General features: G+C 72.7%; 19 protein-coding genes. 8 read left to right on the top strand and 11 right to left on the bottom strand.

Annotated features, from left to right (window positions below; all coding sequences use genetic code 11):
- Positions 1-54: 54 nt before the first annotated feature.
- Positions 55-693: an energy transducer TonB gene (locus EIM48_RS05985; protein WP_019399919.1), complete on the top strand. Its 639-nt coding sequence runs from the start codon at positions 55-57 to the stop codon at positions 691-693.
- 117 nt (positions 694-810) lie between these two features.
- Positions 811-1,299, top strand: coding sequence for an energy transducer TonB (locus EIM48_RS05990; protein ID WP_051403633.1), 489 nt, complete (start codon positions 811-813; stop codon positions 1,297-1,299).
- Positions 1,300-1,311: 12 nt separating this feature from the next.
- On the opposite strand, the gene aroA is transcribed toward EIM48_RS05990, so the two are convergent.
- The 3 genes from aroA to serC form a co-directional block, all read right to left on the bottom strand.
- Complete coding sequence (aroA, locus tag EIM48_RS05995) at positions 1,312-2,625, bottom strand: 3-phosphoshikimate 1-carboxyvinyltransferase (RefSeq protein ID WP_028914646.1); 1,314 nt, start codon at positions 2,623-2,625, stop codon at positions 1,312-1,314.
- A 72-nt stretch (positions 2,626-2,697) separates the two neighbouring features.
- Positions 2,698-3,879, bottom strand: a complete 1,182-nt coding sequence (pheA, locus tag EIM48_RS06000; protein ID WP_019399917.1) for a prephenate dehydratase — start codon at positions 3,877-3,879, stop codon at positions 2,698-2,700.
- 53 nt (positions 3,880-3,932) lie between these two features.
- The gene (gene serC, locus EIM48_RS06005) at positions 3,933-5,018 is read right to left on the bottom strand and encodes a phosphoserine transaminase (protein ID WP_019399916.1); all 1,086 of its coding nucleotides are present in this window, start codon (positions 5,016-5,018) and stop codon (positions 3,933-3,935) included.
- Between the two features lie 139 nt (positions 5,019-5,157).
- On the opposite strand from serC, the gene msrP reads away from it, so the two are divergent.
- Both msrP and msrQ read left to right on the top strand, forming a co-directional pair.
- Entirely contained in the window at positions 5,158-6,126 is a 969-nt protein-coding gene (gene msrP, locus EIM48_RS06010; protein ID WP_125111290.1) for a protein-methionine-sulfoxide reductase catalytic subunit MsrP, read from the top strand.
- A 50-nt stretch (positions 6,127-6,176) separates the two neighbouring features.
- Positions 6,177-6,785 carry a protein-methionine-sulfoxide reductase heme-binding subunit MsrQ gene (msrQ, locus tag EIM48_RS06015; RefSeq protein ID WP_026010789.1) on the top strand — a complete coding sequence of 203 codons (609 nt, stop codon included), beginning with the start codon at positions 6,177-6,179 and terminating at the stop codon, positions 6,783-6,785.
- Here msrQ and EIM48_RS06020 read toward each other — a convergent pair.
- On the bottom strand, positions 6,754-7,545 hold the full coding sequence (locus EIM48_RS06020; protein WP_019399913.1) for an FHA domain-containing protein: 792 nt from the start codon (positions 7,543-7,545) through the stop codon (positions 6,754-6,756). The two genes, msrQ and EIM48_RS06020, sit on opposite strands and share 32 nt — an antisense overlap.
- Before the next feature lie 86 nt (positions 7,546-7,631).
- Between EIM48_RS06020 and EIM48_RS06025 the strand changes: the two genes are divergently transcribed.
- The 3 genes from EIM48_RS06025 (at position 7,632) to EIM48_RS06035 (ending at position 9,702) form a co-directional block, all read left to right on the top strand.
- Positions 7,632-7,907 carry a polyhydroxyalkanoic acid system family protein gene (locus EIM48_RS06025; protein ID WP_019399912.1) on the top strand — a complete coding sequence of 92 codons (276 nt, stop codon included), beginning with the start codon at positions 7,632-7,634 and terminating at the stop codon, positions 7,905-7,907.
- 68 nt (positions 7,908-7,975) lie between these two features.
- Complete coding sequence (locus EIM48_RS06030) at positions 7,976-8,503, top strand: phasin family protein (RefSeq protein WP_019399911.1); 528 nt, start codon at positions 7,976-7,978, stop codon at positions 8,501-8,503.
- A gap of 206 nt (positions 8,504-8,709) precedes the next feature.
- A complete protein-coding gene (locus EIM48_RS06035; RefSeq protein WP_125111291.1) occupies positions 8,710-9,702 on the top strand; it encodes a restriction endonuclease in 993 nt (330 codons plus the stop codon).
- Positions 9,703-9,786: 84 nt separating this feature from the next.
- Here EIM48_RS06035 and gyrA read toward each other — a convergent pair whose 3' ends face one another.
- The 5 genes from gyrA to ligA form a co-directional block, all read right to left on the bottom strand.
- Positions 9,787-12,384, bottom strand: a complete 2,598-nt coding sequence (gene gyrA, locus EIM48_RS06040) for a DNA gyrase subunit A (RefSeq protein WP_125108658.1) — start codon at positions 12,382-12,384, stop codon at positions 9,787-9,789.
- A 438-nt stretch (positions 12,385-12,822) separates the two neighbouring features.
- Positions 12,823-13,881, bottom strand: coding sequence for an S-methyl-5-thioribose-1-phosphate isomerase (mtnA, locus tag EIM48_RS06045; RefSeq protein ID WP_125111292.1), 1,059 nt, complete (start codon positions 13,879-13,881; stop codon positions 12,823-12,825).
- Between the two features lie 25 nt (positions 13,882-13,906).
- Complete coding sequence (locus EIM48_RS06050; protein ID WP_186828177.1) at positions 13,907-14,605, bottom strand: DUF3011 domain-containing protein; 699 nt, start codon at positions 14,603-14,605, stop codon at positions 13,907-13,909.
- 82 nt (positions 14,606-14,687) lie between these two features.
- The gene (gene epmA, locus EIM48_RS06055) at positions 14,688-15,665 is read right to left on the bottom strand and encodes an EF-P lysine aminoacylase EpmA (RefSeq protein ID WP_125076293.1); all 978 of its coding nucleotides are present in this window, start codon (positions 15,663-15,665) and stop codon (positions 14,688-14,690) included.
- Positions 15,662-18,133, bottom strand: coding sequence for an NAD-dependent DNA ligase LigA (ligA, locus tag EIM48_RS06060; RefSeq protein ID WP_125111367.1), 2,472 nt, complete (start codon positions 18,131-18,133; stop codon positions 15,662-15,664). The genes epmA and ligA overlap by 4 nt, the downstream gene beginning before the upstream one ends.
- A gap of 120 nt (positions 18,134-18,253) precedes the next feature.
- Here ligA and EIM48_RS06065 point away from each other — a divergent pair, with 120 nt between their 5' ends.
- Entirely contained in the window at positions 18,254-19,375 is a 1,122-nt protein-coding gene (locus EIM48_RS06065) for a pyridoxal phosphate-dependent aminotransferase (protein ID WP_125111293.1), read from the top strand.
- Positions 19,376-19,689: 314 nt separating this feature from the next.
- Here the strand turns inward: EIM48_RS06065 and zipA are convergent, their stop codons facing one another.
- Together zipA and smc are read right to left on the bottom strand one after the other, a co-directional pair.
- The gene (gene zipA, locus EIM48_RS06070; RefSeq protein WP_019397101.1) at positions 19,690-20,424 is read right to left on the bottom strand and encodes a cell division protein ZipA; all 735 of its coding nucleotides are present in this window, start codon (positions 20,422-20,424) and stop codon (positions 19,690-19,692) included.
- 83 nt (positions 20,425-20,507) lie between these two features.
- Positions 20,508-24,011: a chromosome segregation protein SMC gene (gene smc / locus EIM48_RS06075; RefSeq protein WP_125111294.1), complete on the bottom strand. Its 3,504-nt coding sequence runs from the start codon at positions 24,009-24,011 to the stop codon at positions 20,508-20,510.
- Positions 24,012-24,115: the final 104 nt, after the last annotated feature.

The following is a 24,115-nucleotide window of genomic DNA, read 5'->3' on the forward strand; positions in this document are numbered from 1 at the left end:
CGCGGGCCCGGCCGGGCTGTGCCAGAATCGGCCGCTCCGCCCCCGACACGCCGCATGAGCCGAACCGAAGAACACCCCGCGGACCTCCTGCGCCGCCTGGCCCGCAGCCGCTGGGCCGTGGTCGCCGGTGCCTTCGTGCTGGGCTGGGTGCTGTTCCTGCTGGTGGTGACCCGGCAGTCCGGCGAGCCAGCCCCGGGCGAGGCCGCCCCGGCGGCGGCGCTGGCCGCGCTGCCCAGCGAGCCGCTGCCCGCGCCCATGCCGGCTGGAACCAGCGCGCCGCTGCCGCGCACCGCCGACGGCGAGGAACCGCGCCTGGTGGAGGAAGCGCCCGCGCCGGAGCCGGTGCAGCCGGAGCCGGAAACCGTCGAGCCCGCGCCGGTGGAACCGGCGCCGGTCGCGCCGGTGGCGTCCAGCATCGCCCAGGCACCCGAACTGCTGCCGGGCCAGCCCGCGCCACGCTATCCCGCTTCCGCCCTGCGCCGCGGCGAGAGTGGCACCGTGGTGCTGCGGGTCCAGGTGGATGCCGAAGGCCGCGCCGGCGACGTGGAGATCGTCGAGCGCAGCGGTTCGCGCGAGCTGGACCGCGCCGCGGCCGAGGCGGCACTGCGCTGGCGCTTCCAGCCCGCACGCGACGGCGAAGGCCGGCCGCTCCCGGGCGAAGCCATCGTGCCGGTGGAGTTCCAGACCGAGTGAAGCGGCGCTCACGGCGCTGAACCGTGGCGCGCCGTTGGCACGGGCTTCATCGCCCGATCATCCGGCCGACACACCGGCGTGGCCAGACTCCCCGTGCACCTGCAACGAGGAACCGCCATGGCCACCTACTTCGACACCGGCCGCGCCGGGCTCCGGGCCGCGCTGTCCAGGCACGCCCTGGCGCTGCGCGCGGCGATGCTGGGCCTGGCATTGCTCGCCGCGGCCCTGGCGTGGCTGGCCCTGCGCGAGGCAAACCCGGTGGCTGCCGGCGACCAGCCGCAGTATTACGACGGCCTGCCCGCCAGCCCTTCCACAGCGCTGGAAACGGACCGCCCGCCACGCCCGCTGGCCGGCAACCCGGTGCCCAGCTATCCGCGCAGCGCGCTGCGCAACGGCAGCGAGGGCGACGTGGTCGTTGCGATCATCGTCGGCAGCGACGGGCGTCCGGTGGACGTGCAGGTGGTCGCGCGCGGTGGCAGCGAGGACCCGGCATTCGACCGCGCCGCCATGGCGGCGGCGCGGCAGTGGCGCTTCGAGCCGGCCATGCGCGACGGCCAGGCCGTGCCTTCCACCGTGCACCTGCCGGTCGAGTTCCGCCGCGAGTGAGGGCGCGCGTCCTCAGCCGGCCGCCAGGCCGAAACCGCAGCCACGCGCCAGCAGGTCGAACCCCGGGAACGACGTCGCCACGGTGGCGGTGTCGTTGATCCGTACCTGCGCATCCGAGCGCTGCCCGGCGACGGCGAAGGACATGGCGATGCGGTGGTCGTGCTGGCTCTCGATCGTGCCGCCGTGCAGCTGCCCGGGATGGATGGTGGCGCCGTCCGGGGTCTCGTCGACCTGCAGGCCCAGCGTGCGCAGGCCGCTGGCCATCGCCGCCAGGCGGTCGGATTCCTTCACCCGCAGCTCGGCCGCGCCGCGGACCACGGTCGGGCCTTCGGCGCAGGCCGCGGCCACGAACAGCGCCGGGAATTCGTCGATCATGTCCGGCACCAGTGCCTCCGGCACCTCGATGCCGCGCAGCGGCGCATGCCGCACCACCAGGTCGGCCACCGGCTCGCCGCCATGGGTGGAGGGATTCTCCTCGGTGATGTCCGCGCCCATCAGGCGCAGCGCATGCAGCAGTCCGGTGCGGCGCGGATTGAGGCCGACCTGGCGCAGGCGCAGTTCCGAGCCGGGCACGATGCTGGCCGCGACCAGGAAGAACGCGGCAGAGGAGAAGTCCGCCGGCACCGCGATGTCGGTGGCGCGCAGGCGCTGGCCGCCGCGCAGGCGGGCGTAGCCCGGCGAGAACTCGATGTCCACGCCGAACGCGGCCAGCATGCGCTCGGTGTAGTCGCGGGTCGGGTGCGGCTCGGCCACCGAGGTCCCGCCCTCGGCGTACAGCCCGGCCAGCAGCAGCGCCGACTTCACCTGGGCGCTGGCCACCGGCAGCGTGTAGTCGATGCCACGCAGCTTCTGCCCGCCGTGGATGCGCAGCGGCGGGGTACCGTCGGCCCCGGTGTCGATCCGGGCGCCCATCTGTGCCAGCGGCACCGTGACCCGGCGCATGGGCCGCTTCGACAGCGAGGCGTCGCCGACCAGCACGCTGTCGAACGCCTGCCCGGCCAGCAGCCCGGCCAGCAGGCGCATGCCGGTGCCGGCGTTGCCGCAGTCCAGCGGGCCGTCGGCGGGCCTGAGCCCGTCCACGCCCACGCCGTGGACGATGCGCCGCGACGCCGTCGGCGTCTCGATGCGCACGCCCAGCCGCTCGAAGATCGCCGCGGTGGCACGGGTGTCCTCGCCTTCGAGGAAGCCATCGATGGTGGAAACGCCATCGGCCAGCGCGGCGAACATCACCGCACGGTGCGAAACGGACTTGTCGCCGGGGATCTCCAGCGTCCCGCGCAGCGGCTGCCCCGCGCTTGCGATCCAGTGTTGCGAAGACTGCGACATCAGCTCTCCATCGTCTGCACGCCCGGCGCCTTCCAGCGCCGCGAACGAATCACCAATCACCAATCACCGCCCTCAAGGCACCGCCACCGGATACGACCCCAGCACCTTCACCTTGGCCACGTGCTTCTCCAGCTCGGCCAGCGCCTTCTTCATCGCCTCGTCCTCGACGTGGCCGGCCAGGTCGATGAAGAACGCGTACTCCCACTTGGCCTGGTGCGAGGGCCGCGACTCGATCCGGTTCATGCTGATGCCGTGGCGCGCGAACGGGCTGAGCACGTCGAACAGCGCGCCGGGCTTGTCGTGGATGAACACCAGGATCGAGGTGCGGTCGTGGCCGGACGGCGGGAACAGGCGCCGGCCGATGACCAGGAAGCGCGTGGTGTTGTCGCGGTCGTCCTGGATCGGCTGCATGATGACCTTCTTCAGGCCGTAGACGTGCGCCGCACTCTCGCCGGCGATGGCGGCCGCGTCGTCGGCGCCGCGCGCGCGGCGCGCGCCCTCGGCGTTGCTGGACACCGGCACCTTCTCCACCTTCGGCAGGTTGGCGCGCAGCCAGCCGGCGGTCTGGGCGAAGGCCTGCGGATGGGCGTAGATGCGCTCGATGTCCTCGATCCGGCCGGTGCGCGAGAGCAGGTACTGGTGCACCTTCAGCTCCACCTCGCCGCAGATCTTCAGTGGCGAGGTCAGGAACATGTCGAGGGTGACCTGGATCGTGCCCTGGCCGGAGTTCTCCACCGGCACCACGCCGAAGTCGGCGTTGCCGGCGTCGACCTCCTGGAACACCTCCTCGATGCTCGCCAGCGGCAGGCCGTGCGCCGAGCGGCCGAAGTGCTTGAGCACGGCCTGCTGGCTGAAGGTTCCTTCCGGCCCCAGGTAGCCGATCTTCAGCGGCTCCTGCTGCGCCAGGCAGGCGGACATGATCTCGCGGAACACGTGCACCAGGACCTCGTCCGGCAGCGGCCCCTGGTTGCGGTCCACCACCATGCGCAGCACCTGGGCCTCGCGCTCGGGGCGGTAGTAGTCCACCGCCGCGGCGAGCTTGCCCTTGGCCTTGCCGACCTGCAGGGCGAAGCGCGCGCGCTGCGCGATCAGCTCCTGGATCTGCCGGTCGATGCTGTCGATCTGCGCGCGCACGTCCTCCAGCACCGGCGGCGCGGTCTTCGCCGCCGCGCGGCGCGCCGGGGTCTTGCGGGTCGCGGCCTTGCGGGCGGCGGGCACGGCCTTGCTTGCGCTGGTTTTCTTGCTCGATGCCATCGAAGGGTTCCGTCGTCACTGGCGGCGGCCGCGGCCGCCGCGCAACCGGTGGGTCAGCCGTGGCGGCGCTGGAAGTCGGCCATGAAGTCGACCAGGGCCTGCGCCCCTTCCAGCGGCATGGCGTTGTACAGCGAGGCGCGCAGGCCGCCGACGGCCTTGTGGCCCTTCAGCGCCAGCAGGCCGGCCTCGCGCGATTCGGCCACGAAGCGCGCGGTCAGCGCCTCGTCGGGCAGGAAGAACGGGATGTTCATGCGCGAGCGCACCGCCGGCGCGACTTCGTTGCGGTAGAAGCCGCCGGAGGCGTCGATCGCCTGGTACACCAGCGCGGCCTTGGCCGCGTTGCGCCGTGCGAACTCCTCCACGCCGCCCTGTTCCAGCATCCAGCGCACGGTCAGGCCCAGCAGGTACCAGTTCCAGGTCGGCGGCGTGTTGAGCATCGAATCGCGCGCCGCGTGCGAGGCGTAGGTGAAGATGTCCGCGCGCGGCTGGCCGGCGCGCTCCAGCAGTTCGCGGCGCACGATCACCACCGAGATGCCGACCGGGCCCAGGTTCTTCTGCGCACCGGCGTAGATCAGGCCGTACTTCGATACGTCGATCGGCTCGGAGGCGATCGAGGAACTGAAGTCGGCGAACAGCGGCGCCCCGCCCACGTCCGGCGCCCCGCGGTACTCCACGCCGTGGATGGTCTCGTTGGCGGTGATGTGCACGTAGGCCGCGCCGGGGCTCAGCGCCCACTGCGCGCGCGGCGGGATGTCGCGGAAGCCGCCGGCCTCGCCGTCGGCGACCACGTGCACGTCCACGTACGGCCGCGCCTGCTTGATCGCGGTCTTGCTCCAGTGGCCGGTGACCACGTAGTCGGCGCGCTGGCCCGGGGCGGCGAAGTTCAGCGCCAGCAGCGCCTGCTGGGTGGTGGCACCACCCTGCATGAACAGCACGGCGTAGTCGTCCGGGATCGACATCAGGGCGCGCAGGTCGGCCTCGGCCTGCGCGGCCACGGCCATGAACTCGGCGCCACGGTGGCTCAGCTCGACGATCGACGCGCCCACCCCGTTCCAGTCCAGCATTTCCGCCTGCGCCTGGCGCAGGACCGCTTCCGGCAACGTCGCAGGGCCGGCACTGAAGTTGTACGCGCGCGTCATGAAGCACCCATAACGAAAGGGCTCGTAGTATGCCGCAGCGCACCAGTTGCGGGCGCAACCAAGACCGGCCCCGCGCCGCCGCGGGGAACCGCGCCGGCATGGACGCTGTCCCACTTCCGTCCGACCTCCGGAACCTGCCATGCGCCCGCCTTCCCTGCCCCGGATCCCCGCCAGCGAAATCACCGACGAGGCGGTCTACCGCGACCGCCGCCGACTGCTGGGCATGCTTGCCGCCAGCCCGGTGCTGGGCCTGGCCGGCTGCGCCGAAGCCGAGCCGCCGCCCCCGCCGCGCGCCCGGACCAGCACCGCCCAGGCGCGCGCCGGTTTCAGCACCGACGAGGAGCCGACCCGCTACGAGGACGCCACCACCTACAACAACTTCTACGAGTTCGGCACCAACAAGGACGATCCCTCGTGCGCGCCCCGCACCCTGCGCACCTCGCCCTGGTCGGTGTTGGTCGACGGCGAGTGCGCCAGGCCCGGCACCATCGGCCTGGAGGACCTGCTGCGCGGGATCGCGGTGGAGGAACGCATCTACCGCCTGCGCTGCGTGGAAGGCTGGTCGATGGTGATCCCGTGGAACGGCGTGCCGCTGGCGGACGTGCTGCGCCGCTTCGAGCCGACCTCGAAGGCCAAGTACGTGGCCTTCACCACCCTGGCCGACCCGCGGCAGATGCCCGGGATCCGCTACCGCTCGATCGACTGGCCGTACCGCGAGGGCCTGCGCATCGACGAGGCCATGCACCCGCTGGCCCTGCTGGCCACCGGCCTGTACGGCAAGCCGCTGCCGCAGCAGAACGGCGCGCCGCTGCGCCTGGTGGTGCCGTGGAAGTACGGCTTCAAGTCGATCAAGTCGATCGTGGCCATCCGCTTCACCGAGCGCATGCCGAAGACCGCCTGGAACGAACTGCAGCCGTCCGAGTACGGCTTCTTCGCCAACGTCAATCCGGCGGTGGACCATCCGCGCTGGAGCCAGAAGACCGAGCGCCGCATCGCCGGGACCAAGAGCAGGCTGTTCGCCGCCCGCATCCCGACGCAGCCGTTCAACGGCTACGCCGAACAGGTCGCCGCGCTGTACGCCGGCATGGACCTGCGCAAGTGGTACTGAGCGGCGCGCCTGCCGCTCCTGCCCGGCCGCGCCGGAGCAGCGGAGCGGGCCTGGTCGCGGCCAAGGCCGCGGCGCATGCGCTGGCCCTGGCGCCGGCCGCGTGGCTGGGCTGGCAAATGGCGCAGGTCTGGCGCACCGGTGGCGACATGCTGGGGGCAGACCCGGTGGCCGAGATCGAGCACCGCACCGGCCTGTGGGCGCTGCGCCTGCTGCTGCTGGCCCTGGCCATCACCCCGTTGCGCCGGCTCAGCGGCCAGCCGGTGCTGCTGCAGTTCCGGCGCATGCTGGGGCTTTACGCGTTCTTCTACGCCTGCCTGCACCTGTGCGCGTACCTGGTGCTGGACCTGGGCGGCTACTGGACGCAACTGTTCGGGGAAATCGCCAAGCGCCCGTACATCACCGTGGGCTTCCTCGCCTGGCTGCTGCTGGTGCCGCTGGCGGTCACCTCCACCCGCGGCTGGATGCGCCGCCTGGGCCGGCGCTGGGGCCAGCTGCACCGCGCCGTCTACGCCATCGGCGTGCTGGCGGTGCTGCACTTCTGGTGGCTGGTGAAGTCCGACATCCGCGAGCCGGCGCTGTACGCCGGCATCCTCGCACTGCTGCTCGGCTGGCGCCTGGTGCTGCGGCTCAGGGCGAACCGAACCACAGCAGCGCACTGAGCGCTCCGGCCAGCAGGATCGCCGCCAGCAGCAGCCAGGGCACGCGCACGCCGCTGCGCGGCGGCGCTGCCGGCGCCGCCGCCGGCTCGGCCGTGTCGCCCGCGCCGCGGGGGGCCAGGTCGGGCAGCGCCGGGGCTTCGACCACGAAACGATGCTGGCCCTCGAACACGACCTGGTCCCCGGCCGCCAGCACCGCGTCGCGCACCGGCATGCCGTTGACCACGCTGCCCTCGGCCGAGCCCAGGTCGCGCAGCAGGACCTGCCCACCCTGGCGCTCGAGCATGGCGTGGCGCGGCGCGAATGCCGGGTCGTCGATGCGGATGTCGGCCTCGTGCACCGAACCCACCAGGCGCGGCTGGGCCAGGGTGAAGCAGCGCCCGTGGTGGGCGCCGCCAACCCCGCGCAACACCACGCAGGCCTCGTGCGCCGCCGCCTCCGCGGGTTCCTGCGCGGCCTCCGGCGCACGCGGCCCGGCCCGTACCAGCAGTTCGACGCCGTCGGCATAGACCGCGTCGCCGGCGCGCAGCAGGGCCATGCGCCGCACCGGGCGGCCGTTGACGTGGATGCCGCGCGCGCCGTTGGCCACCTGCAGCCACAGCCCGCGCCGGTCCAGGCAGAACTGCGCCAGCAGCGCGCCGGCCGCCTCGCCCAGGCCAAGGGTGCCGTTGGCCTGGCGGACCAGGCGCAACACCCCCGCGGCCAGCGGATGGTCGGGTTGCTGGCGGTTGCTGAAGTGCAGGTGCAGTGCGTGTTCTTGCATGCGTGGCAGACTATCAGCGCGCTTGCACCAGCCGCCAGTTCCGCGTGCGCACGCGCGCCCTTCCCGCAGCCAACGGAGTCCGACGCTTGTCCCGCATCGATATCGAACACGCCCATTCGCGCACGCCCGAGCAGGTCCGCCAGGCGGTGGAGGGCATCGCCGCCCGGCTGCAGGAGCGGCATGGCCTGAGCAGCCGCTGGGAAGGCGACAGCCTGGCCCTGGGCGGCCCCGGCATCGACGGGCGCATCGAGCTGCTGCCCGGCAAGGTGCGGGTGCAGGCCGAACTGGGCTTCCTGTTCTCGGCCCTGCAGGGGCTGGTGGAATCGGAGATCCGCCGGGTGCTGGCGGAAAAGCTCGGCTGAGGATCACGCCGCCTTTGCGGGCCGGCCGTGAAACTCGCGTGTGTTTCCCACGACGCGAGGACCCGGCCATGACCGTTGAAAACCGCTATCGCGAGACCCCCAGCGCCGCCGACATCCAGGCCCAGGCCGGGCGCTTCGCCCGCGAGCTGGGTGAATCGGCGCAGCAAGTGTGGCTGGCGGGCATCGGCGCGCTGGCGCGGGCCCAGGCCGAGGGCAGCCGTTTCTTCGAGCAGCTGGCCGAGGAAGGACGCGCAGTCGGCGAGGGCCAGGGCCCGGCCGGCGAGAACAGCGCCGCCGCGCGCCTGGAAGGGCTGCGCCAGGCCGTGGACGGCGCCCTGGGCCGGGCCACGGCCAAGGCCAACGAGGCCTGGGACAGCGTCGGCCGCGCCTTCGAGCACCGCGTCCAGCAGGCCCTGCGGCAGATGGACGTGCCCACCCGCGAAGACCTGGACGCGCTGGGAGCGAGGATCGACGCCCTGACCCGGGAACTGCAGCTGCGCACCACCGTGGCGCCGGAACCGTCCGTGCCGCCGACCCCGGGCCCGGCGCCGGCCGCCGGCGGCCCCGGTCCGCGCCCGGATGCCGGAATCAGCTAACGCAGCATTCCATCGGTGGTACCACTGCATTGTTGCAAAGCACAAATCGCTTCGGCAGAATCGAAACCGGCCCGCCAGTCCCCTCGCCGTTTGCTCCCCTCCCCTCTCGGCTTCTGGACTGGCGGGCCTTTTCGTGCCCGCGACCGGTGGCGTCCCGGGCCGTGTACCATCGGTCCGATGCTGTTTGGGGAGCCACGAGGAAGTTGATGTCTGCCTGGATCCTGGGGGGGAGCCTGGCCCTGCTCACGGCTGCCGTGGGCCTGCCTTATGTCTGGTTCGTACGTCGCGGCACGCACCGCGCGACCGCCGGCCTGCGCGCGATCGCGGCCCTGCGCTGGCGCGAGCTGTCGACCCTGGTCGGCCAGGCCATGCAGCAGCGCGGCCTGCGCCACGCCGGCCGCGGCCACGGCGAAGCCGCCCCTCCCGGCGACGGCAGCCGCCTGCTGATGACCGACGGCAGCCAGCGCTGGCTGCTGGCGTGCAAGCACGGCAGCGCCTACCGCCTCGGCTCCCACCACGTGACCGAGCTGGCCGCCGAGATGGAGCTGGCCGAGGCCCGCCACGGCATCCTGCTGACCGAGGGCCGCGCGCGCGCCGGCGCGCTGGCGGCGGCCGCACGCCACGACATCGAGGTGATCGACGGCCGCCGGCTGTGGACCCTGCTGCGCCCCTACGTGGGCCCGGAAACCCGCACCCAGGTGGAAGCGGCGGCCGAGGCCCGCTCGCGGACCGAGGCCTTCTGCGTGGCCGGCCTGGCACTGGCCCTGGGCGCGCTGGGGGTGGTGTCGGGGGATGCCCTCGTGGACGGCCTGGCCACGCTGCGCGCCCCGCGCGGCAACGTCGAGCCCCAGGCGCTGGCCGCCGCGGCGGCGCCGGCCGCCAGCCCCGCCGTCGCCCCGCGCGAGCCGGAACGGCTGCCGGAGGACGCGGGCATCGAGGACTTCCCCGACGAAGCCACCCTGCAGCATTACCGCAACGAGGTGGTGCGCGGGGTGTCGCTGCAGCCGGGCATCGGCCGCGTGTTCTGGCTGACCCACAACACCCTGGTGGTGGACCGCACCGGCACCATCGAGGCGATCTGGCCGCTGGTCTGCGCCGAGCTGGAGCGCTACCCGGCGCTGCGCACCGTGCGCGTGCAGCTCAATCCGCGGCCGGGCCGCGAGGAACGGGTGCGCTGGCGCCAGTGCCGCGTGCAGTAAGGCGCCACGCCGGCAGCGGATACGACGAGGGCGGCCACTGGCCGCCCTCGTCGCTTGTGCCTGGGGCGTTGCCCGCGGCCGGGCTCAGCCGGCCGGCGGGACCTCGGCGCCGGCCGGCTCCGCCGCGGCGGGCTGCACGCCCTCCTCGGCATCGTCCAGCGAGGCGTCCACGCGCTCGACCGCCTGCAGCGACTCGCCCTCGGCCAGGCGGATCAGGGTCACGCCCTGGGTATTGCGGCCGACCTGGGAGATCTCCGCGGCGCGGGTGCGCACCAGGGTGCCGGCGTCGGAGATCAGCAGCACCTCGTGCTGTTCGGACAGCTGGATCGCGCCGACCAGCCTGCCGTTGCGCTCGCTGGTCTGGATCGCGATCACGCCCTGGGTGCCGCGCCCCTTCTTCGGGTACTCCGACAGCGGGGTGCGCTTGCCGTAGCCGCGCTCGGACGCGGTGAGGATGTCGCCCTCGCCGTCCGGCACCACCAGGCTGACCACGTGCTCGCCCTCGGCCAGGCGGATGCCGCGCACGCCGGTGGCGGTGCGGCCCATGGCGCGCACCTCCGACTCGTCGAAGCGCACGGCCTTGCCGTTGGAGGCGAACAGCATGACGTCGCGGCCGCCGTCGGTGAGCGCGACGCCGACCAGGGCATCGTCCTGGTCCAGGTTGATCGCGATCTTGCCGCGCGCCAGGCGGAAGGCGAACTCGGTCAGCGGGGTCTTCTTCACCGTGCCGTTGCGGGTGGCGAAGAACACGTACTGGCCTTCGGCGTACTCGCGCACCGGCAGCACCGCCTGCACGCGCTCGCCTTCCTCCAGCGGGATCCAGTTGATGATCGGGCGGCCGCGGGCGTTGGAGCCTGCCTCCGGCAGCTGGTGCACCGGCAGCCAGAACACCTTGCCGCTGCTGGTAAAGGTCAGCAGGGTGTCGTGGGTGTTGACCAGCCACAGCCGGTCGATGAAATCCTCGTCCTTGGTCGCGGCGGCGGCGCGGCCGCGGCCGCCGCGCTTCTGCGCGCGGTAGGCCGACACCGGCTGGCGCTTGGCGTAGCCGGCGTGCGACAGGGTCACCACCACGTCCTCCGGCGCGATCAGGTCGAGGATGTCCAGGTCCTCCTCGCTGGCGCGGATCTCGCTGCGGCGGTCGTCGCCGTACTCGGCCTTCAGCTCGTTGAGCTCGGTGCGGATCACCTGGCGCAGCACTTCCGGATCCTCGAGGATCTCGATCAGGCCGCGGATGGTCTCCAGCAGCTGGCGGTATTCCTCGGTCAGCTTCTCCTGCTCCAGGCCGGTCAGGCGGTGCAGGCGCATCTCCAGGATCTGCTGGGCCTGGACCTCGGTCAGGCGGTACATGCCCTCGACCAGGCCCACGCCGGCCGGCAGGTCGTCCGGGCGCGAGGCCTCGGCGCCGGCGGCGGCCAGCAGCGCGCCGACCAGGCCCGGCTCCCAGGTGCGGCCGAGCATGCGCTCCTTGGCCACCTGCGGGTTCTCCGAGGTCTTGATCAGCTCGATCATCTCGTCGATGTTGGCCAGCGCGACGGTCAGGCCTTCCAGCACGTGGGCGCGGGCGCGCGCCTTGCGCAGCTCGAAGATGGTGCGGCGGGTCACCACCTCGCGGCGGTGGCGCAGGAAGGCCTCGAGGATCTGCTTGAGGTTGACCAGCTGCGGGCGGCCGTCGACCAGCGCCACCATGTTGATGCCGAACACCGATTCCAGCTGGGTCTGCTGGTAGAGGTTGTTGAGCACCACCTCGGCGGACTCGCCGCGCTTGACCTCGATGTAGATGCGCATGCCGTCCTTGTCGGACTCGTCGCGCAGCTCCGAGATGCCCTCGATCTTCTTTTCCTTGACCAGCTCGGCGATCTTCTCGATCAGCCGCGCCTTGTTCACCTGGTACGGGATCTCGGTGACGATGATCGACTCGCGGCCGTTGTCGGCCACCTCGATCTCGGCGCGGGCGCGGATGCGCACGCGGCCGCGGCCGGTGCGGTAGGCCAGCTGGATGCCGCCGACGCCGTTGATGATGCCGGCGGTGGGGAAGTCCGGGCCGGGGATGTGCTGCATCAGCGCGTCGACGTCCAGCTCCGGGTCGTCGATCAGCGCCAGCAGGCCGTTCACCACCTCGGTGAGGTTGTGCGGCGGGATGTTGGTGGCCATGCCCACGGCGATGCCGGCCGAACCGTTGACCAGCAGGTTCGGGAACCGGGTCGGCATGACCGACGGCTCCAGCTCCTTCTCGTCGTAGTTGGGCTGGAAGTCGACGGTTTCCTTGTCGATGTCGGCCAGCAGCTCGTGGGTGATGCGGGCCATGCGCGCCTCGGTGTAGCGCATGGCCGCGGCGGAGTCGCCGTCGACCGAACCGAAGTTGCCCTGGCCGTCCACCAGCAGGTAGCGCAGCGAGAACGGCTGGGCCATGCGCACCAGGGTGTCGTACACCGACTGGTCGCCGTGCGGGTGGTACTTACCGATGACGTCGCCGACGATGCGCGCGGACTTGTAGTACGGCTTGTTGCTGTGCGCGCCCAGTTCGTTCATCGCGTACAGCACGCGGCGATGCACCGGCTTCAGGCCATCGCGCACATCCGGCAGCGCGCGGCCGACGATCACGCTCATGGCGTAATCGAGGTAGCTGCGGCGCATTTCGTCTTCTAGGTTGACCGGAATGATTTCTTTGGCGAGATCGGTCATCGGGTGCTTTGCGTCCTGTGGTGCCGGGCTTCCCCGTGGCTGCGAGCAGCGGCCCGTAAACATGGCGGCGGAGCCAGTTGGCTCCGCCGGAATCAACCTGCGGATGGTATCACGGAAAGGCCTTGCCCGGCCAGCTTATCCAACGAAAAAACAAGGACTTGCACCATGCAGGCGGCGCTTTTCCCGCGCTTCGGGCCGGTCCGGACGCAAGCGGCCGGGTGATTGGCCGGCGTTGGGTGCGGCAGGTTGCTGCAGCGTGGCCCGTAGGGACGCGGCGGATGCGGGCGCGGTCGCCGCGGCAGGCCTGGCGGCGAGGGTCGACGCAATGGCGCCCTGCCCTTCTGCATGCCCCGTGTCATTCCGCCGGCGCTGCGGCCCGCCCGCTTGCCGGGGATGGGCGCGCCTCGCCAGCGACGGGGACGCCCCACCCGCAAAAGGTCAGCCCGCGAACAGCGCGCGCATCCCCGCCTCGGCCGGGCGCTCGACCACGCCGCGCTCGGTCACGATGGCATCGATCAGTTCCGCCGGGGTCACGTCGAACACCGGGTTCCAGGCGGCGATCCCCTCGGCCACGGTGCGCACGCCGCCGACGCCGTGCAGTTCGCCCGGGTCGCGCTGCTCGATCTCGATCGCCTCGCCGCTGCCGGTGTCCAGGTCCACGGTCGAGGACGGCGCCACGACCATGAACTTCACCCCGTGGTGGCGGGCGGCGATGGCCAGCTGGTAGGTACCGATCTTGTTGGCGGTGTCGCCGTTGGCGCAGATGCGGTCGGCGCCGACGACCACCCACTGCACCGCGCCGGTCTTCATCAGGTGGGCGGCGGCCGAGTCGGCGATCAGGGTGGCGTCGATGCCGTCCTGCTGCAGTTCCCACACGGTCAGGCGCGCGCCCTGCAGCCACGGCCGGGTCTCGCCGGCGAACACCTTGGCGATGCGGCCTTCGGCCATGCCGGCGCGGATCACGCCCAGCGCGGTGCCGAACCCGGCGGTGGCCAGCGAGCCGGTGTTGCAATGGGTCAGCACGCCGCTGCCCGGCGCGATCATGGCCGCACCCAGCGCACCCATGCGGCGGTTGGCGGCCAGGTCCTCGTCGGCGATGGCCTGCGCTTCGCGCGCGGCCACCTGGCGCCAGTCCGCGCCGGCCGTGGCCAGCACGCGGCGCATGCGCGCCAGCGCCCAGGCCAGGTTGACCGCGGTCGGGCGCGCCGCGTTGAGCCGCTGCAGCGCGGGCTCGAGCTTCTGCAGCGCCTGCGCGCCGTCATCGGCCTCGACCATGCGCGCCGCCAGCACCACGCCCCAGGCCGCGGCGATGCCGATCGCCGGCGCGCCGCGCACCGCCAGGTCGCGGATCGCCTGGGCGACCTCGTCGCTGTCGCGGCAGGTGACGTGTTCCACCGCGAACGGCAGCTTGCGCTGGTCCAGCAGCTCCAGCGCCTCGCCGGTCCACAGGATCGGGCGGATATGGTCGTAACGGTCGAAATCGAAGGCGGTATCCATCGCGCCATTCTACCGGCGCGCGCGGCTACTCCACCGCGAACTCGGCGCGGCAGCCCTCGTCCACCCAGACCCGGCCGGCGTCCCAGCCCCAGCTGACGCCCTCCACGCAGGCGGCGGAGGACAGCTGGCGCACCAGCTCGACCCCGCGCTCGACCGTGGTGCCGCAGCTGCGGCGGCGATGGTCGCGCGAGGCGCATTCCAGCAGCCGCGGCCCCGGCGGGAAGCCGGTTTCCGGGTCGCCGATCTCGAATTCGCCCTTGCAGCCGCGCGAAACCCGGATCTCGTTGCGGCCCAGCTCCCAGCTCTCGCCGTACCGGCACGGCGCCAGCGCCAGTTCGCGCAGCAGCCGCACCGGGGCGCCGCGCAGGATCACCGGGCAGCTCTCGACTCGGCCGCGGCGCGATTCGCAGCGGACCACCCGGCGGGTGGCGACATCGGCCGCCGGAGGCGCGCGGAACTCGGCGCGGCAGCCGCGCGCCACCCACACGCCGTGCGCATCCACGCCCCAGTCCGACTCGCGGATGCAGGCGTTCTGCGACAACTGGCGCACCAGCACCACGCCGCGGGAGGTGTCCATCGGGCAATGCACGCGCCGCGCGTCGTGCGACGCGCAGCGCACCTGCTCCGGCAGCGTGGACGCCGGCGCGGGCAGCGGCGCCAGCCAGGCCGCGCCCGCGAGCAGGGCGAGGATCCAGGCGGCAACGGCACGGTTCCCCTCAACCATCGTGTTCCGATTCCCGTCCAGGCATTGCCCCGGGATTGTGGCCTTGCAGGCGAAATGCGCGGTGAACGGCATGCGCGGACGTTCAGGCTCGCGCGAAGTCGAAGGCGAGCACGTCGGCGATGCGGCCGGTGCCGGCCAATGCCATCAGCAAGCGCTCGATGCCCAGGGCCACGCCCGCGCAATCGGGCATGCCCGCCTGCAGCGCGGCCAGCAGGCGCTCGTCCAGCGGCGGCTGCGTGGCGCCGCGGCCGGCGCGCACCCGGCCGTCGCGCTGGAAACGGGCGCGTTGTTCGGCCGCGTCGGTCAACTCGTGGTAGCCGTTGGCCAGCTCCAGCGGGCCCAGGTACAGCTCGAAGCGCTCGGCCACCGGCGGGTCGCCGGGGCGGATCCTCGCCAGCGCGCACTGGCTGGCCGGCCAGTCGTGGACCACGGTGATGCGGTCGGCGGCGAACGACGGCTGGATGCGGTGGGTCATCACCAGGTCCAGCCAGTCGTCGCGGCCAAGCCCATCCGGATCGATGGCGATTCCATCCAGGCAGGCGCGCAGTTCGGCCTCGCTGGCCAGGAATGGGTCCACCCCGGCCAGGTCCAGGTACAGCTGGCGGTAGGTGGTGCTGCGCACTTGGGCATCGCGCCCGGCCAGGGCCAGGGCCGCGCGCACCAGCTCCACGGTCTCCTCGGCCAGGCGCAGGTGGTCCCAGCCCACCCGGTACCACTCCAGCATCGAGAACTCGGGATTGTGGCGGCCGCCGGCCTCGCCGTTGCGGAATACCCGGCCCAGCTCGTAGCAGTCGCCGATCCCGGCCGCGAGCAGGCGCTTGAGCGGGTACTCGGGCGAGGTACGCAGCCAGCGCAGGTCGGCACCGGCCGAACGGTGGCCGCTGAAGCGGGTGGTGAAGCTCTCGATGTTCGGTTCGGTGTTGCCGGCCTCGGACAGGATCGGGGTCTCCACCTCGAGCACGCCGCGCTCGGCGAAGAACGCGCGCACCAGCGCGTACAGCCGCGCGCGCAGGCGCAGCGCCTCGATCTGCGCGCTGGGGCGCCAGTCGTCCGCGCTCATGCGTGCTCCGCCAGGAAGGCCTGCAGGCGCGCCTCGTCCCATACCTCGATGCCCAGTTCCCCGGCCTTGGCCAGCTTGGAGCCGGCGGCCTCGCCGGCGACCACGAAGCTGGTCTTCCTCGACACGCTGCCGGCGACCTTGGCGCCCAGCGCCTCCAGCTTCTCCTTGGCCTCGTCGCGGCTCATCGCCGCCAGGGTCCCGGTCAGCACCACGGTCTTGCCCTCCAGCGGGCCCGCGCCCTGCCCGGCCTGGTGCGGCACCAGGGCCAGCAGTTCGGCCTGGGCCTGCGCGCTGCGCAGCAACAGTGCGGCATTGGCCTCCTGCTCCAGCCATGCCACCAGGGCGTTGGCGCTCTCCGCCGGCAGGCCGGCAGTGACCAGGGCGTGCACCGGGGCATCCAGCAGCGCCTGGGCGTCGGCGAAGGCGGCCGCCAGCTGCGCGGCACGCACCGCGGTGACCTTCGGGATCTCCAGGTCCACCAGCAGCGTGGCCAGGTCCAGGCCCTCGCGCAGCTTCGGCGAGGGCGGGTGCGCGTCGCCGATGCGCACGCCACGTTCCAGCAGGCGGTCGATCACCTCCTGGTTGGCCGGCTGGTCGAGGAAGTGGCCGATCGCGCGCGCCACCTCGCCGCCGATGTCCGGCACCCGCTTGAACAGGGGCCACGGCAGGCGGCGCACCAGCTGCAGGTCGCCGAACCACTGCGCCAGCGCCTTGGCCGTGCTCTCGCCCACGTGCTGGATGCCCAGCGCGTAGAGGAACCGCGCCAAAGTGGTGTCGCGGCTGTGTTCGATGGCCGCGACCAGGTTCTCGGCCCAGCGGGTGGCGATCTTCTTCCGGTTCCAGGCAAAGGCAATCGGCAGGCCCAGGGCGCGCGTGCGCCAGCCCTCGTCGCCGCCGTCCAGGGCCAGCAGCGCCGCCAGCGCGGCGCCGCTGCCCTCGCCCGGCTGCAGGTGCGGCTGCACCGCGCCGGCCAGGGCCTCGGGCGACTCTGCGTCCAGCACCAGCTTCAGGTACAGCAGCTGGTCGCGGCCCAGGCCGTAGAGGTCGGCGATGCCGCGGATGATGCCGGCATCGACCAGGGTCTCGACGTACTTGTCGCCCAGGCCGTCGATGTCCATCGCCCGGCGCGAGGCGAAGTGGTTGATGGTTTCCTTCAGCTGCGCCGGGCAGGCGGCTTCGCCGCTGCAGCGCCATACGGCCGCGCCTTCCTCGCGCACCAGTTCCGAACCGCATACCGGGCAGTGGCTTGGCATGGTCCAGGGCTGCGTGCCGTCCGGGCGGTGCTCGGGCACCACCTGCACCACCTCGGGGATCACGTCGCCGGCGCGGCGCACGATCACGGTGTCGCCCACGCGCACGTCCAGCCGCGCCACGTGGTCGGCGTTGTGCAGGGTGGCATTGGTCACCACCACGCCGGCCACGTGCACCGGCTTCAGCCGCGCCACCGGGGTGGCGGCGCCGGTGCGGCCGATCTGGATCTCGATCGCCTCGACCGTGGTGGACTGTTCCTGCGCCGGGAACTTGTGGGCGATGGCCCAGCGCGGCGCGCGCGCGACGAAGCCCATCTCGCGCTGGCCGGCGTAGTCGTCCAGCTTGTAGACCACCCCGTCGATGTCGAACGGCAGGCCGTCGCGGGCCTCGCCAATCCCGCGGTAATAGCCCAGCAGGCCGTCGGTGCCGCGCACCACCTGCACCAGGTCGCTGACCGGGAAGCCCCACTCGCGCAGCTTCGCCAGGGTGCCCGAATGCGTGTCCGGCAGGCTGCCACCCTCGACCTGGCCCACGCCATAGGCGTAGAAGCTCAGCGGGCGGCTGGCGGTGACCAGGGGATCGAGCTGGCGCAGCGAGCCGGCGGCGCCGTTGCGCGGGTTGGCCAGCACCTTGCCGCCGTGCAGGCGCGCCTGCTCGTTCCAGCGCTCGAACGCGGCGCGGGCCATGTACACCTCGCCGCGCACCTCCAGCACCTTCGGCCAGCCGCGGCCGGCCAGGCGCTGCGGGATGTCGGCGATGGTGCGCAGGTTGGCGGTCACGTCCTCGCCGGTGGCGCCGTCGCCGCGGGTGGCGCCGCGCACGAACACGCCGCCCTCGTAGCGCAGGCTGATCGCCAGGCCGTCCAGCTTGGGCTCGGCCGAGAACACCAGCTCGGGGCGGTCCAGCTGCTCGGCGATGCGGCGCACGAAATCCGCCACCTCCTCGTCGCTGAAGGCATTGCCCAGCGACAGCATCGGCACCGCGTGCACCACCGGGGCAAAGCGCGCCGAGGGCGCGGCACCGACCCGGCGGGTCGGCGAATCGGGCGCGGCCAGTTCCGGATGCGCGGCCTCCAGCGCTTCCAGCTCGCGCACCAGGGCGTCGTATTCGGCGTCGGTGATGCTGGGCGCATCCAGCTCGTGGTAGCGGCGGTTGGCGTCTTCGATCCTGCGCCGCAGGTCGGCGGCACGTTCGGCGGGGGCCGGGCTGGAAGTCATCTGCACGCGACGTGGTTCGGGGGCACGATCTTACCCGCCGCGCGGTGAGCGCCGACAGACGCTTGCCGCCGCGCCGGCGGCGGCGCTAGCGTGCGGGGACCGCCACTGAATCTTCCGTCGATGAGCCCACTGTCCCGTCGATCCTTCCTCCGCGGCAGCAGCCTGGCCGCCGCGGGCCTGGCCGCCGGGGCGCTCCCGGCCGCGCTGCAGGCGGCCGCGCCGGCGGCGGCCACCGCCGGTGCCGGGCCGGTGCTGCTCAACTTCAACGAATGCCCGTTGGGTCCCTCGCCCGCCGCGCAGGAGGCGGTGCGCGCGATCCTGCCCGCCAGCGGCCGCTACCTGTTCGGCCTGCGCGGGGAGCTGGCCGCCGAGTTCGCGCGCCAGCACGGGTTGCCGGTCGACCACGTGGCCGTCTACGCCGGCTCCAGCGACCCGCTGGACCGCGCCGCGCTGGCCTTCACCGGCCCGCAGCGGCCGCTGGTGCTGGCCGACCCGACCTTCGAGGCAGTGGCCGACACCGCCGCCGCGCAGGGCGCGGCCGTGCACCGGGTGCGGCTGCGCGCCGACGGCAGCCACGACGTGCGCGCCATGGCCGCGGCCGCGCCGCAGGCGGGCCTGGTCTACGTGTGCAACCCGAACAACCCGACCGGCTCGGTGACCGCGCGTGCCGAGCTGGACTGGCTGCTGGCGAACAAGCCCGCCGGCAGCGTGCTGCTGGTGGACGAGGCCTACATCGAGTACAGCCAGGAGCGCTCGATGCTGGACCACGTGCGCGCCGGCGCCGACGTGGTCGTGCTGCGTACCTTCTCCAAGATCTACGGCATGGCTGGCCTGCGCCTGGGCCTGGCCCTGGGCCGCCCCGACCTGCTGGCGAAGCTGGCGGCGTTCGGCAGCAATCCGCTGCCGGCCACCGCCCTGGCCGCCGGCCTGGCCAGCCTGCGCGATCCGGGCCTGGTGCCGGAACGGCGCCGGGCCAATGCACTGGTGCGCGACCAGACCATCGCCTGGCTGCAGGCGCGCGGCTATCCCTGCCTGCCCTCGCAGGCCAACTGCTTCATGGTCGATGTCGGCACCGACGGCAGGGAGTTCGCCGCGGCGATGGCCGGACACGGGGTGCTGATCGGCCGCAGCTGGCCGGTGTGGCCCAGCCGGGTCCGGGTCACGGTGGGTACCGGGGAGGAGATGGCGCGCTTCCGCGAGGTGTTCGCCCTGCTCGCGCCGGCGCGGGCGGCGGCGGCGTAGGCGCCGGGCAGGCTGCAGGCTGCCGGGGCGCGAGGCCCGTCGTTCCGGCAGGCGTCGGAATCCATGCGCATGCACGGCTGCGGACGCGGTGCGGGCATGCGCGGGTCCGCTTCACCAGTCACGGCCACGCGACGGCCAGCGTTCCGGGGCAAAAGCATCGGGTGCGCGGGCTCCGGACGGGGCCCAGGCGCAACGACCCGGTCCACAAACCGCCCACGCCCTCGCGGGACAGGCGCCAGGTGTGCTCCAGGCAGGGGACGACGAAGGGTGGCGTGGCCCGGGCCGGGATGGCCATGGCGGCACGCCGGCGCCGCCTACCAGCGCGGCGCCTTGGTCAGCGGCGGCGCTTCGTGCTGGCGGTCGTAGGCGCGCAGCTCGTCGCGGATATGGGCGATGCGCTGGCGGCCCAGGGCGTTGCGGTTCTCGTCCAGGACCACGCCGTCCAGCAGTTCGGCCATGCGCTGCACGGTCGGCAGCATCTTCTCCCAGGCGTCCAGCGCCGGGACCGGCGCGGGCAGGGTCAGGAAGAACGCGATCGCCGGGGTCTCCAGCTCGCGGATGTTGGCCATGTCGAAGCTGCCGGGCTTGATGATGCTGGCCATGCTGAACACCGGACCGCGGTCCGGATGGCCCTCCAGCAGGCGGTGGAACACGTTCATGTGGCCGAAGACCATGCCGGTCTTCTCCGCGGCCACCACGATGTCCTCGCCACGCAGCACGCTGCCGGCACGGGCGGCCACGTACAGCGACACGATCTTGTCGAAGTCCTGGATCTCGCGCTTGCCCAGGGTGCTGGTCGACGCCGCCGCCGCCGGCTCCTCCAGGCCCAGCTCGGGCTGGCTGACCTCGCCACCCGCGGCTTCGGCGCCCTCGCCTTCCCCATCGTCGTCCAGCTGCGGCTCGCGGCGCGCGGCGGCGGCCGGCGCGGGCGATTCGCGGCGCCGGCCCTGCTGCTCCTTGCGCGGGCGGGAGCCGAAGTACCAGATCGCCAGCATCAGCAACGCGCCGGCAACGAGGATGCCGATGCGCAGCAGGTCTCTGTCGTCCATGGATTCAGTTCTCCGCCGTATGCCAGTCAGGGTGCAAGCATGTCATGCCGCCAGCGCCGGAAAAACCCCGGCGCCAGGCCTGCTCAGGCGGCGCCGGCCAGGCGCGCGGCCTCCTCCAGGTCCACGCTCACCAGGCGCGACACGCCCGGCTCGCGCATGGTCACGCCGGACAGCTGGTGCGCGGCCTCCATCGTCGCCTTGTTGTGGGTGACGAACAGGAACTGCACCTTCTCGCTCATTTCCTTGACCATCGCCGCCAGGCGGCCGACGTTGGCCTCGTCCAGCGGCGCGTCCACCTCGTCCAGCAGGCAGAACGGCGCCGGATTGAGCTGGAAGATGGCGAACACCAGGGCCACCGCGGTCATCGCCTTCTCGCCGCCGGACAGCAGCGAGATGTTGGACACGCGCTTGCCCGGCGGGCGCGCCATGATCGCCACGCCGGTATCCAGCAGGTCGTCGCCGGTCAGCTCCAGGTAGGCGTGGCCGCCGCCGAACAGGCGCGGGTACAGCGCCTGCACGCCGGCGTTGACCCGGTCGAAGGTGTCCTTGAAGCGGCCGCGGGTCTCGCGGTCGATCTTGCGGATCGCCTCCTCCAGGGTCTCCAGCGCCGCGGTCAGGTCGGCGTTTTGCGAATCCAGGTACTGCTTGCGCTGCTCGGCCTCGCCGCATTCCTGGATCGCGGCGAGGTTGACCGGCTCCAGGCGGCGCATGCGCGCGTCGATCTGCACCACCGCCTGCTCCCACTCGCGCGGGTCGGCGACCTCGGGCAGGGTGTTGAGCACGTCATCGACGGCCTGGCCGTCCTCGCCGATCGCCTGCACCAGCTGCTCGGCCTTCAGCTGCAGCGCCTGCTGCTCCAGGCGCAGCTGGGAAATGCGCTCGCGCTGGGCCAGCGACTGCTGGTCGCGCTCCTGGCGCGACTGCTCGTGGCTGCGCAGCTCGTGGTCGATCGCCTCCAGCACGGCGCGGGCCTCGCCCAGCGCGCGCTCGACCCGCACGCGTTCAGCCAGCGCCGCCTGGTGCTCGGCCTCCAGCGCCTGCACCGGCGAATCGCCGCTCTCCAGCTGGGAGCTGATCTCGCCCAGGCGCGACTCCAGCTGCGCGCGCTGCGCCGACATGCGCTGCAGCGACTGGGTCAGCGAGGCGATCTGGGTGCGCTGCGACTCCAGGCCCAGGGCCAGGGCGTGGGTGGCGTCGCGGCTGGCGCGCGCGGCCTCGCGCGCCAGGTCGCGGGCCTCGGTGCGCTGGCGGCGCTCGGCTTCCAGGGCCTGGCGCTCGGCTTCGAGGTCGCCCATGGCCACCACCGCTTCCTCCAGCCGCGCGCGCGCCTCGCGCGCCTGCTCGCGGCTGGCCTCCAGGGTCTGGGCCAACTGCGCCAGCTCGGCCTCGATGCGTTCGATGCGCTGGCGCGCGCTGTCCATCCGGCCCTGCTGGCTCTGCAGCTGGCCGGCCAGCTCGGACACGGCGCGGTGCGCCAGGTACAGCTGGCGCTGGGCGTCCTCGCGCGCCTGCTCGGCGGCCAGCAGGCGCCCGCGCAGGTCGGCCAGGTGGGCCTCCAGGTCGGCCTCGCGCGCCTGCAGTTCCTCGATGGTGGCGCGCAGGGCCTGGATCTCGCGCTCGCGCAGCAGCGCACCCTGCCGGGCGGCGCCCTGGCGCGAGACCCGCACCCAGCCCTCGCCCAGGCGCTCGCCGGCGCGGGTGATGACCGAGTCGCCTTCCGCCAGCTGCGGCAGCAGGGCGCGCGCGGCGGCCAGGTCCTCGGCTGCGTGCAGGCGCGCCAGCAGGCGCCGGATCGCCAGCGGGCCGCGTACCTTCGCCGCCAGCGAGGTCGGCGCGAAGCCGGCCTCGCCCTCGCCGTCGGCGACCAGGGCGATGCGGCCCTCGCCGAGATCGGCCAGGGCCTCGACCAGCTGCTCCGGGGCGTCGACCAGCACGCCTTCGATCAGCTGGCCCAGGGCGCTCTCGACCGCGTTCTCCCAGCCTTCCTCCACCACCAGGCGCTCGCCGACGCGGGCCGCCGAATCCAGGCCGCGGGCCTTGAGCCAGGCCACCGCGGCGCCCTGCTCCTGGCCCAGCGCGGCCTGCTGCAGGGTCTCCAGCGAGGACAGGCGGCCGCGCGCGGCCTGGGCCTGCTTGCGCACCTCGGCCAGCTCGGCCTGGGCGGCGCGCTGCTGGTCCTGCACCGTCGCCACGTCCTGCTTGCGCGCCTCCAGCAGCTCGTTGAGCCCGTCCAGCTCGGTCTTGCGGGTCTCGTGCTCGATCTGCGCCTGCTCGAAGGCTTCGGCCAGCGATTCGACGTCCAGCCCGGCGCGTTCGGCCTGCAGGGCCTCGCGGCGGCGCTCGGCTTCCAGTGCCTGGCGGTCCAGGTAGTCGACGCGGGTGCGCTCGACCTCGCCTGCGCGCGACGCCTCGGCGGCCTGGCGGCCATGCACTTCCCAGCGCTGCTGCCAGTCGGCCAGCGCCGCCTCGGCCTCGCGCAGGGCCTCCTGGCGGAACACGTCGTCCTCGCGCAGCTGCTCCAGGCGCGGCTCGGCCTCCTCGACCGAGGCCTGCAGCGCCTCCAGCTTCTCGCGGTCGCCGCCGATGTGGCGGTCCAGCTCCTCCAGCGCGGTGGCGGTCTCGTCGCGGGCCTGGTTCAGGCGGTTGGCCAGCTCGCGCTGGTGCTGGATCTGCTGCTCGATCCGGGCCAGCACGCCGCCGACCTTGTAGACCTCGGCCTGGGCGGCGTTGAGCGCCTCGGCAGCCTCCTCGCGACGCACGCGGCCGGTCTCGATCTCGCGCTCGGCCTCGCGCTGGCCGGCGATGATCCGCTCCAGCCTGGTCTCTTCCTGCGCCAGCTTCTCGCGCAGGGCCTGCAGCTGCTGGTCCAGCAGCCGGTACTGCAGCGCCTTCCACTGCGCGTCCTTGACCTTCCGCTCCGCGGCCAGGGCCTGGTACTGCTCGGCCTGGCGCGCCTGGCGGCGCAGGTGTTCGAGCTGCTTGTCGACCTCCTCGCGCAGGTCGTTGAGGCGGTCCAGGTTCTCGCGGGTGTGGCGGATGCGGGTCTCGGTCTCCTTGCGCCGTTCCTTGTACTTGGAGATGCCGGCGGCCTCCTCCAGGTAGACGCGCAGGTCCTCGGGCCGGGCCTCGATGATCTGGCTGATCATGCCCTGCTCGATGATCGAATAGCTGCGCGGGCCCAGGCCGGTGCCGAGGAACAGGTCGGTGATGTCGCGGCGGCGGCACTTGGTGCCGTTGAGGTAGTAGCTGCTCTGGCCGTCGCGGCTGACCGTGCGCTTGACCGAGATCTCGTTGTAGGCGGCGTACTCGCCGGAGATGGTGTGGTCGGAGTTGTCGAAGATCAGCTCGACCGTGGCCTGCGACACCGGCTTGCGCGCGGCCGAGCCGGAGAAGATCACGTCGGTCAGCGAGTCGCCGCGCAGGCGGCTGGCCGAGCTCTCGCCCATCACCCAGCGCACCGCGTCGATGATGTTGGACTTGCCGCACCCGTTGGGACCGACGATGCCGGTCATGTTGGTGGGCAGGTGCAGCGTGGTCGGATCGACGAACGACTTGAATCCGGACAGCTTGATGGTGGACAGGCGCATGCGGCAGTCGCTTCCCGTGGTGGAACCGGGCGCCGCCCTGGCCCCACCGATTGATGTGGTTTATCCGGAACTTCCCCCAAATGGCTGATCCACAATGGCGGAAA

Origin of the sequence: Pseudoxanthomonas sp. SGNA-20, from assembly GCF_003931635.1 — a bacterium.
Lineage (GTDB): Bacteria > Pseudomonadota > Gammaproteobacteria > Xanthomonadales > Xanthomonadaceae > Pseudoxanthomonas.

Excerpts from the sequence above, each read along its gene's own strand:
- EIM48_RS05985 (WP_019399919.1), top strand. The coding sequence starts at position 55 with ATGAGCCGAACCGAAGAACACCCCGCGGACCTCCTGCGCCGCCTGGCC.
- smc (WP_125111294.1), bottom strand. The coding sequence starts at position 24,011 with ATGCGCCTGTCCACCATCAAGCTGTCCGGATTCAAGTCGTTCGTCGAT.
- mtnA (WP_125111292.1), bottom strand. The coding sequence starts at position 13,881 with ATGGATACCGCCTTCGATTTCGACCGTTACGACCATATCCGCCCGATC.
- ligA (WP_125111367.1), bottom strand. The coding sequence starts at position 18,133 with ATGACTTCCAGCCCGGCCCCCGCCGAACGTGCCGCCGACCTGCGGCGC.
- gyrA (WP_125108658.1), bottom strand. The coding sequence starts at position 12,384 with ATGACCGATCTCGCCAAAGAAATCATTCCGGTCAACCTAGAAGACGAA.
- EIM48_RS06020 (WP_019399913.1), bottom strand. The coding sequence starts at position 7,545 with ATGCAAGAACACGCACTGCACCTGCACTTCAGCAACCGCCAGCAACCC.
- EIM48_RS06030 (WP_019399911.1), top strand. The coding sequence starts at position 7,976 with ATGACCGTTGAAAACCGCTATCGCGAGACCCCCAGCGCCGCCGACATC.
- EIM48_RS06065 (WP_125111293.1), top strand. The coding sequence starts at position 18,254 with ATGAGCCCACTGTCCCGTCGATCCTTCCTCCGCGGCAGCAGCCTGGCC.
- serC (WP_019399916.1), bottom strand. The coding sequence starts at position 5,018 with ATGACGCGCGCGTACAACTTCAGTGCCGGCCCTGCGACGTTGCCGGAA.
- EIM48_RS06035 (WP_125111291.1), top strand. The coding sequence starts at position 8,710 with ATGTCTGCCTGGATCCTGGGGGGGAGCCTGGCCCTGCTCACGGCTGCC.
- epmA (WP_125076293.1), bottom strand. The coding sequence starts at position 15,665 with ATGAGCGCGGACGACTGGCGCCCCAGCGCGCAGATCGAGGCGCTGCGC.
- pheA (WP_019399917.1), bottom strand. The coding sequence starts at position 3,879 with ATGGCATCGAGCAAGAAAACCAGCGCAAGCAAGGCCGTGCCCGCCGCC.
- zipA (WP_019397101.1), bottom strand. The coding sequence starts at position 20,424 with ATGGACGACAGAGACCTGCTGCGCATCGGCATCCTCGTTGCCGGCGCG.
- aroA (WP_028914646.1), bottom strand. The coding sequence starts at position 2,625 with ATGTCGCAGTCTTCGCAACACTGGATCGCAAGCGCGGGGCAGCCGCTG.
- msrP (WP_125111290.1), top strand. The coding sequence starts at position 5,158 with ATGCGCCCGCCTTCCCTGCCCCGGATCCCCGCCAGCGAAATCACCGAC.
- EIM48_RS05990 (WP_051403633.1), top strand. The coding sequence starts at position 811 with ATGGCCACCTACTTCGACACCGGCCGCGCCGGGCTCCGGGCCGCGCTG.
- EIM48_RS06050 (WP_186828177.1), bottom strand. The coding sequence starts at position 14,605 with ATGGTTGAGGGGAACCGTGCCGTTGCCGCCTGGATCCTCGCCCTGCTC.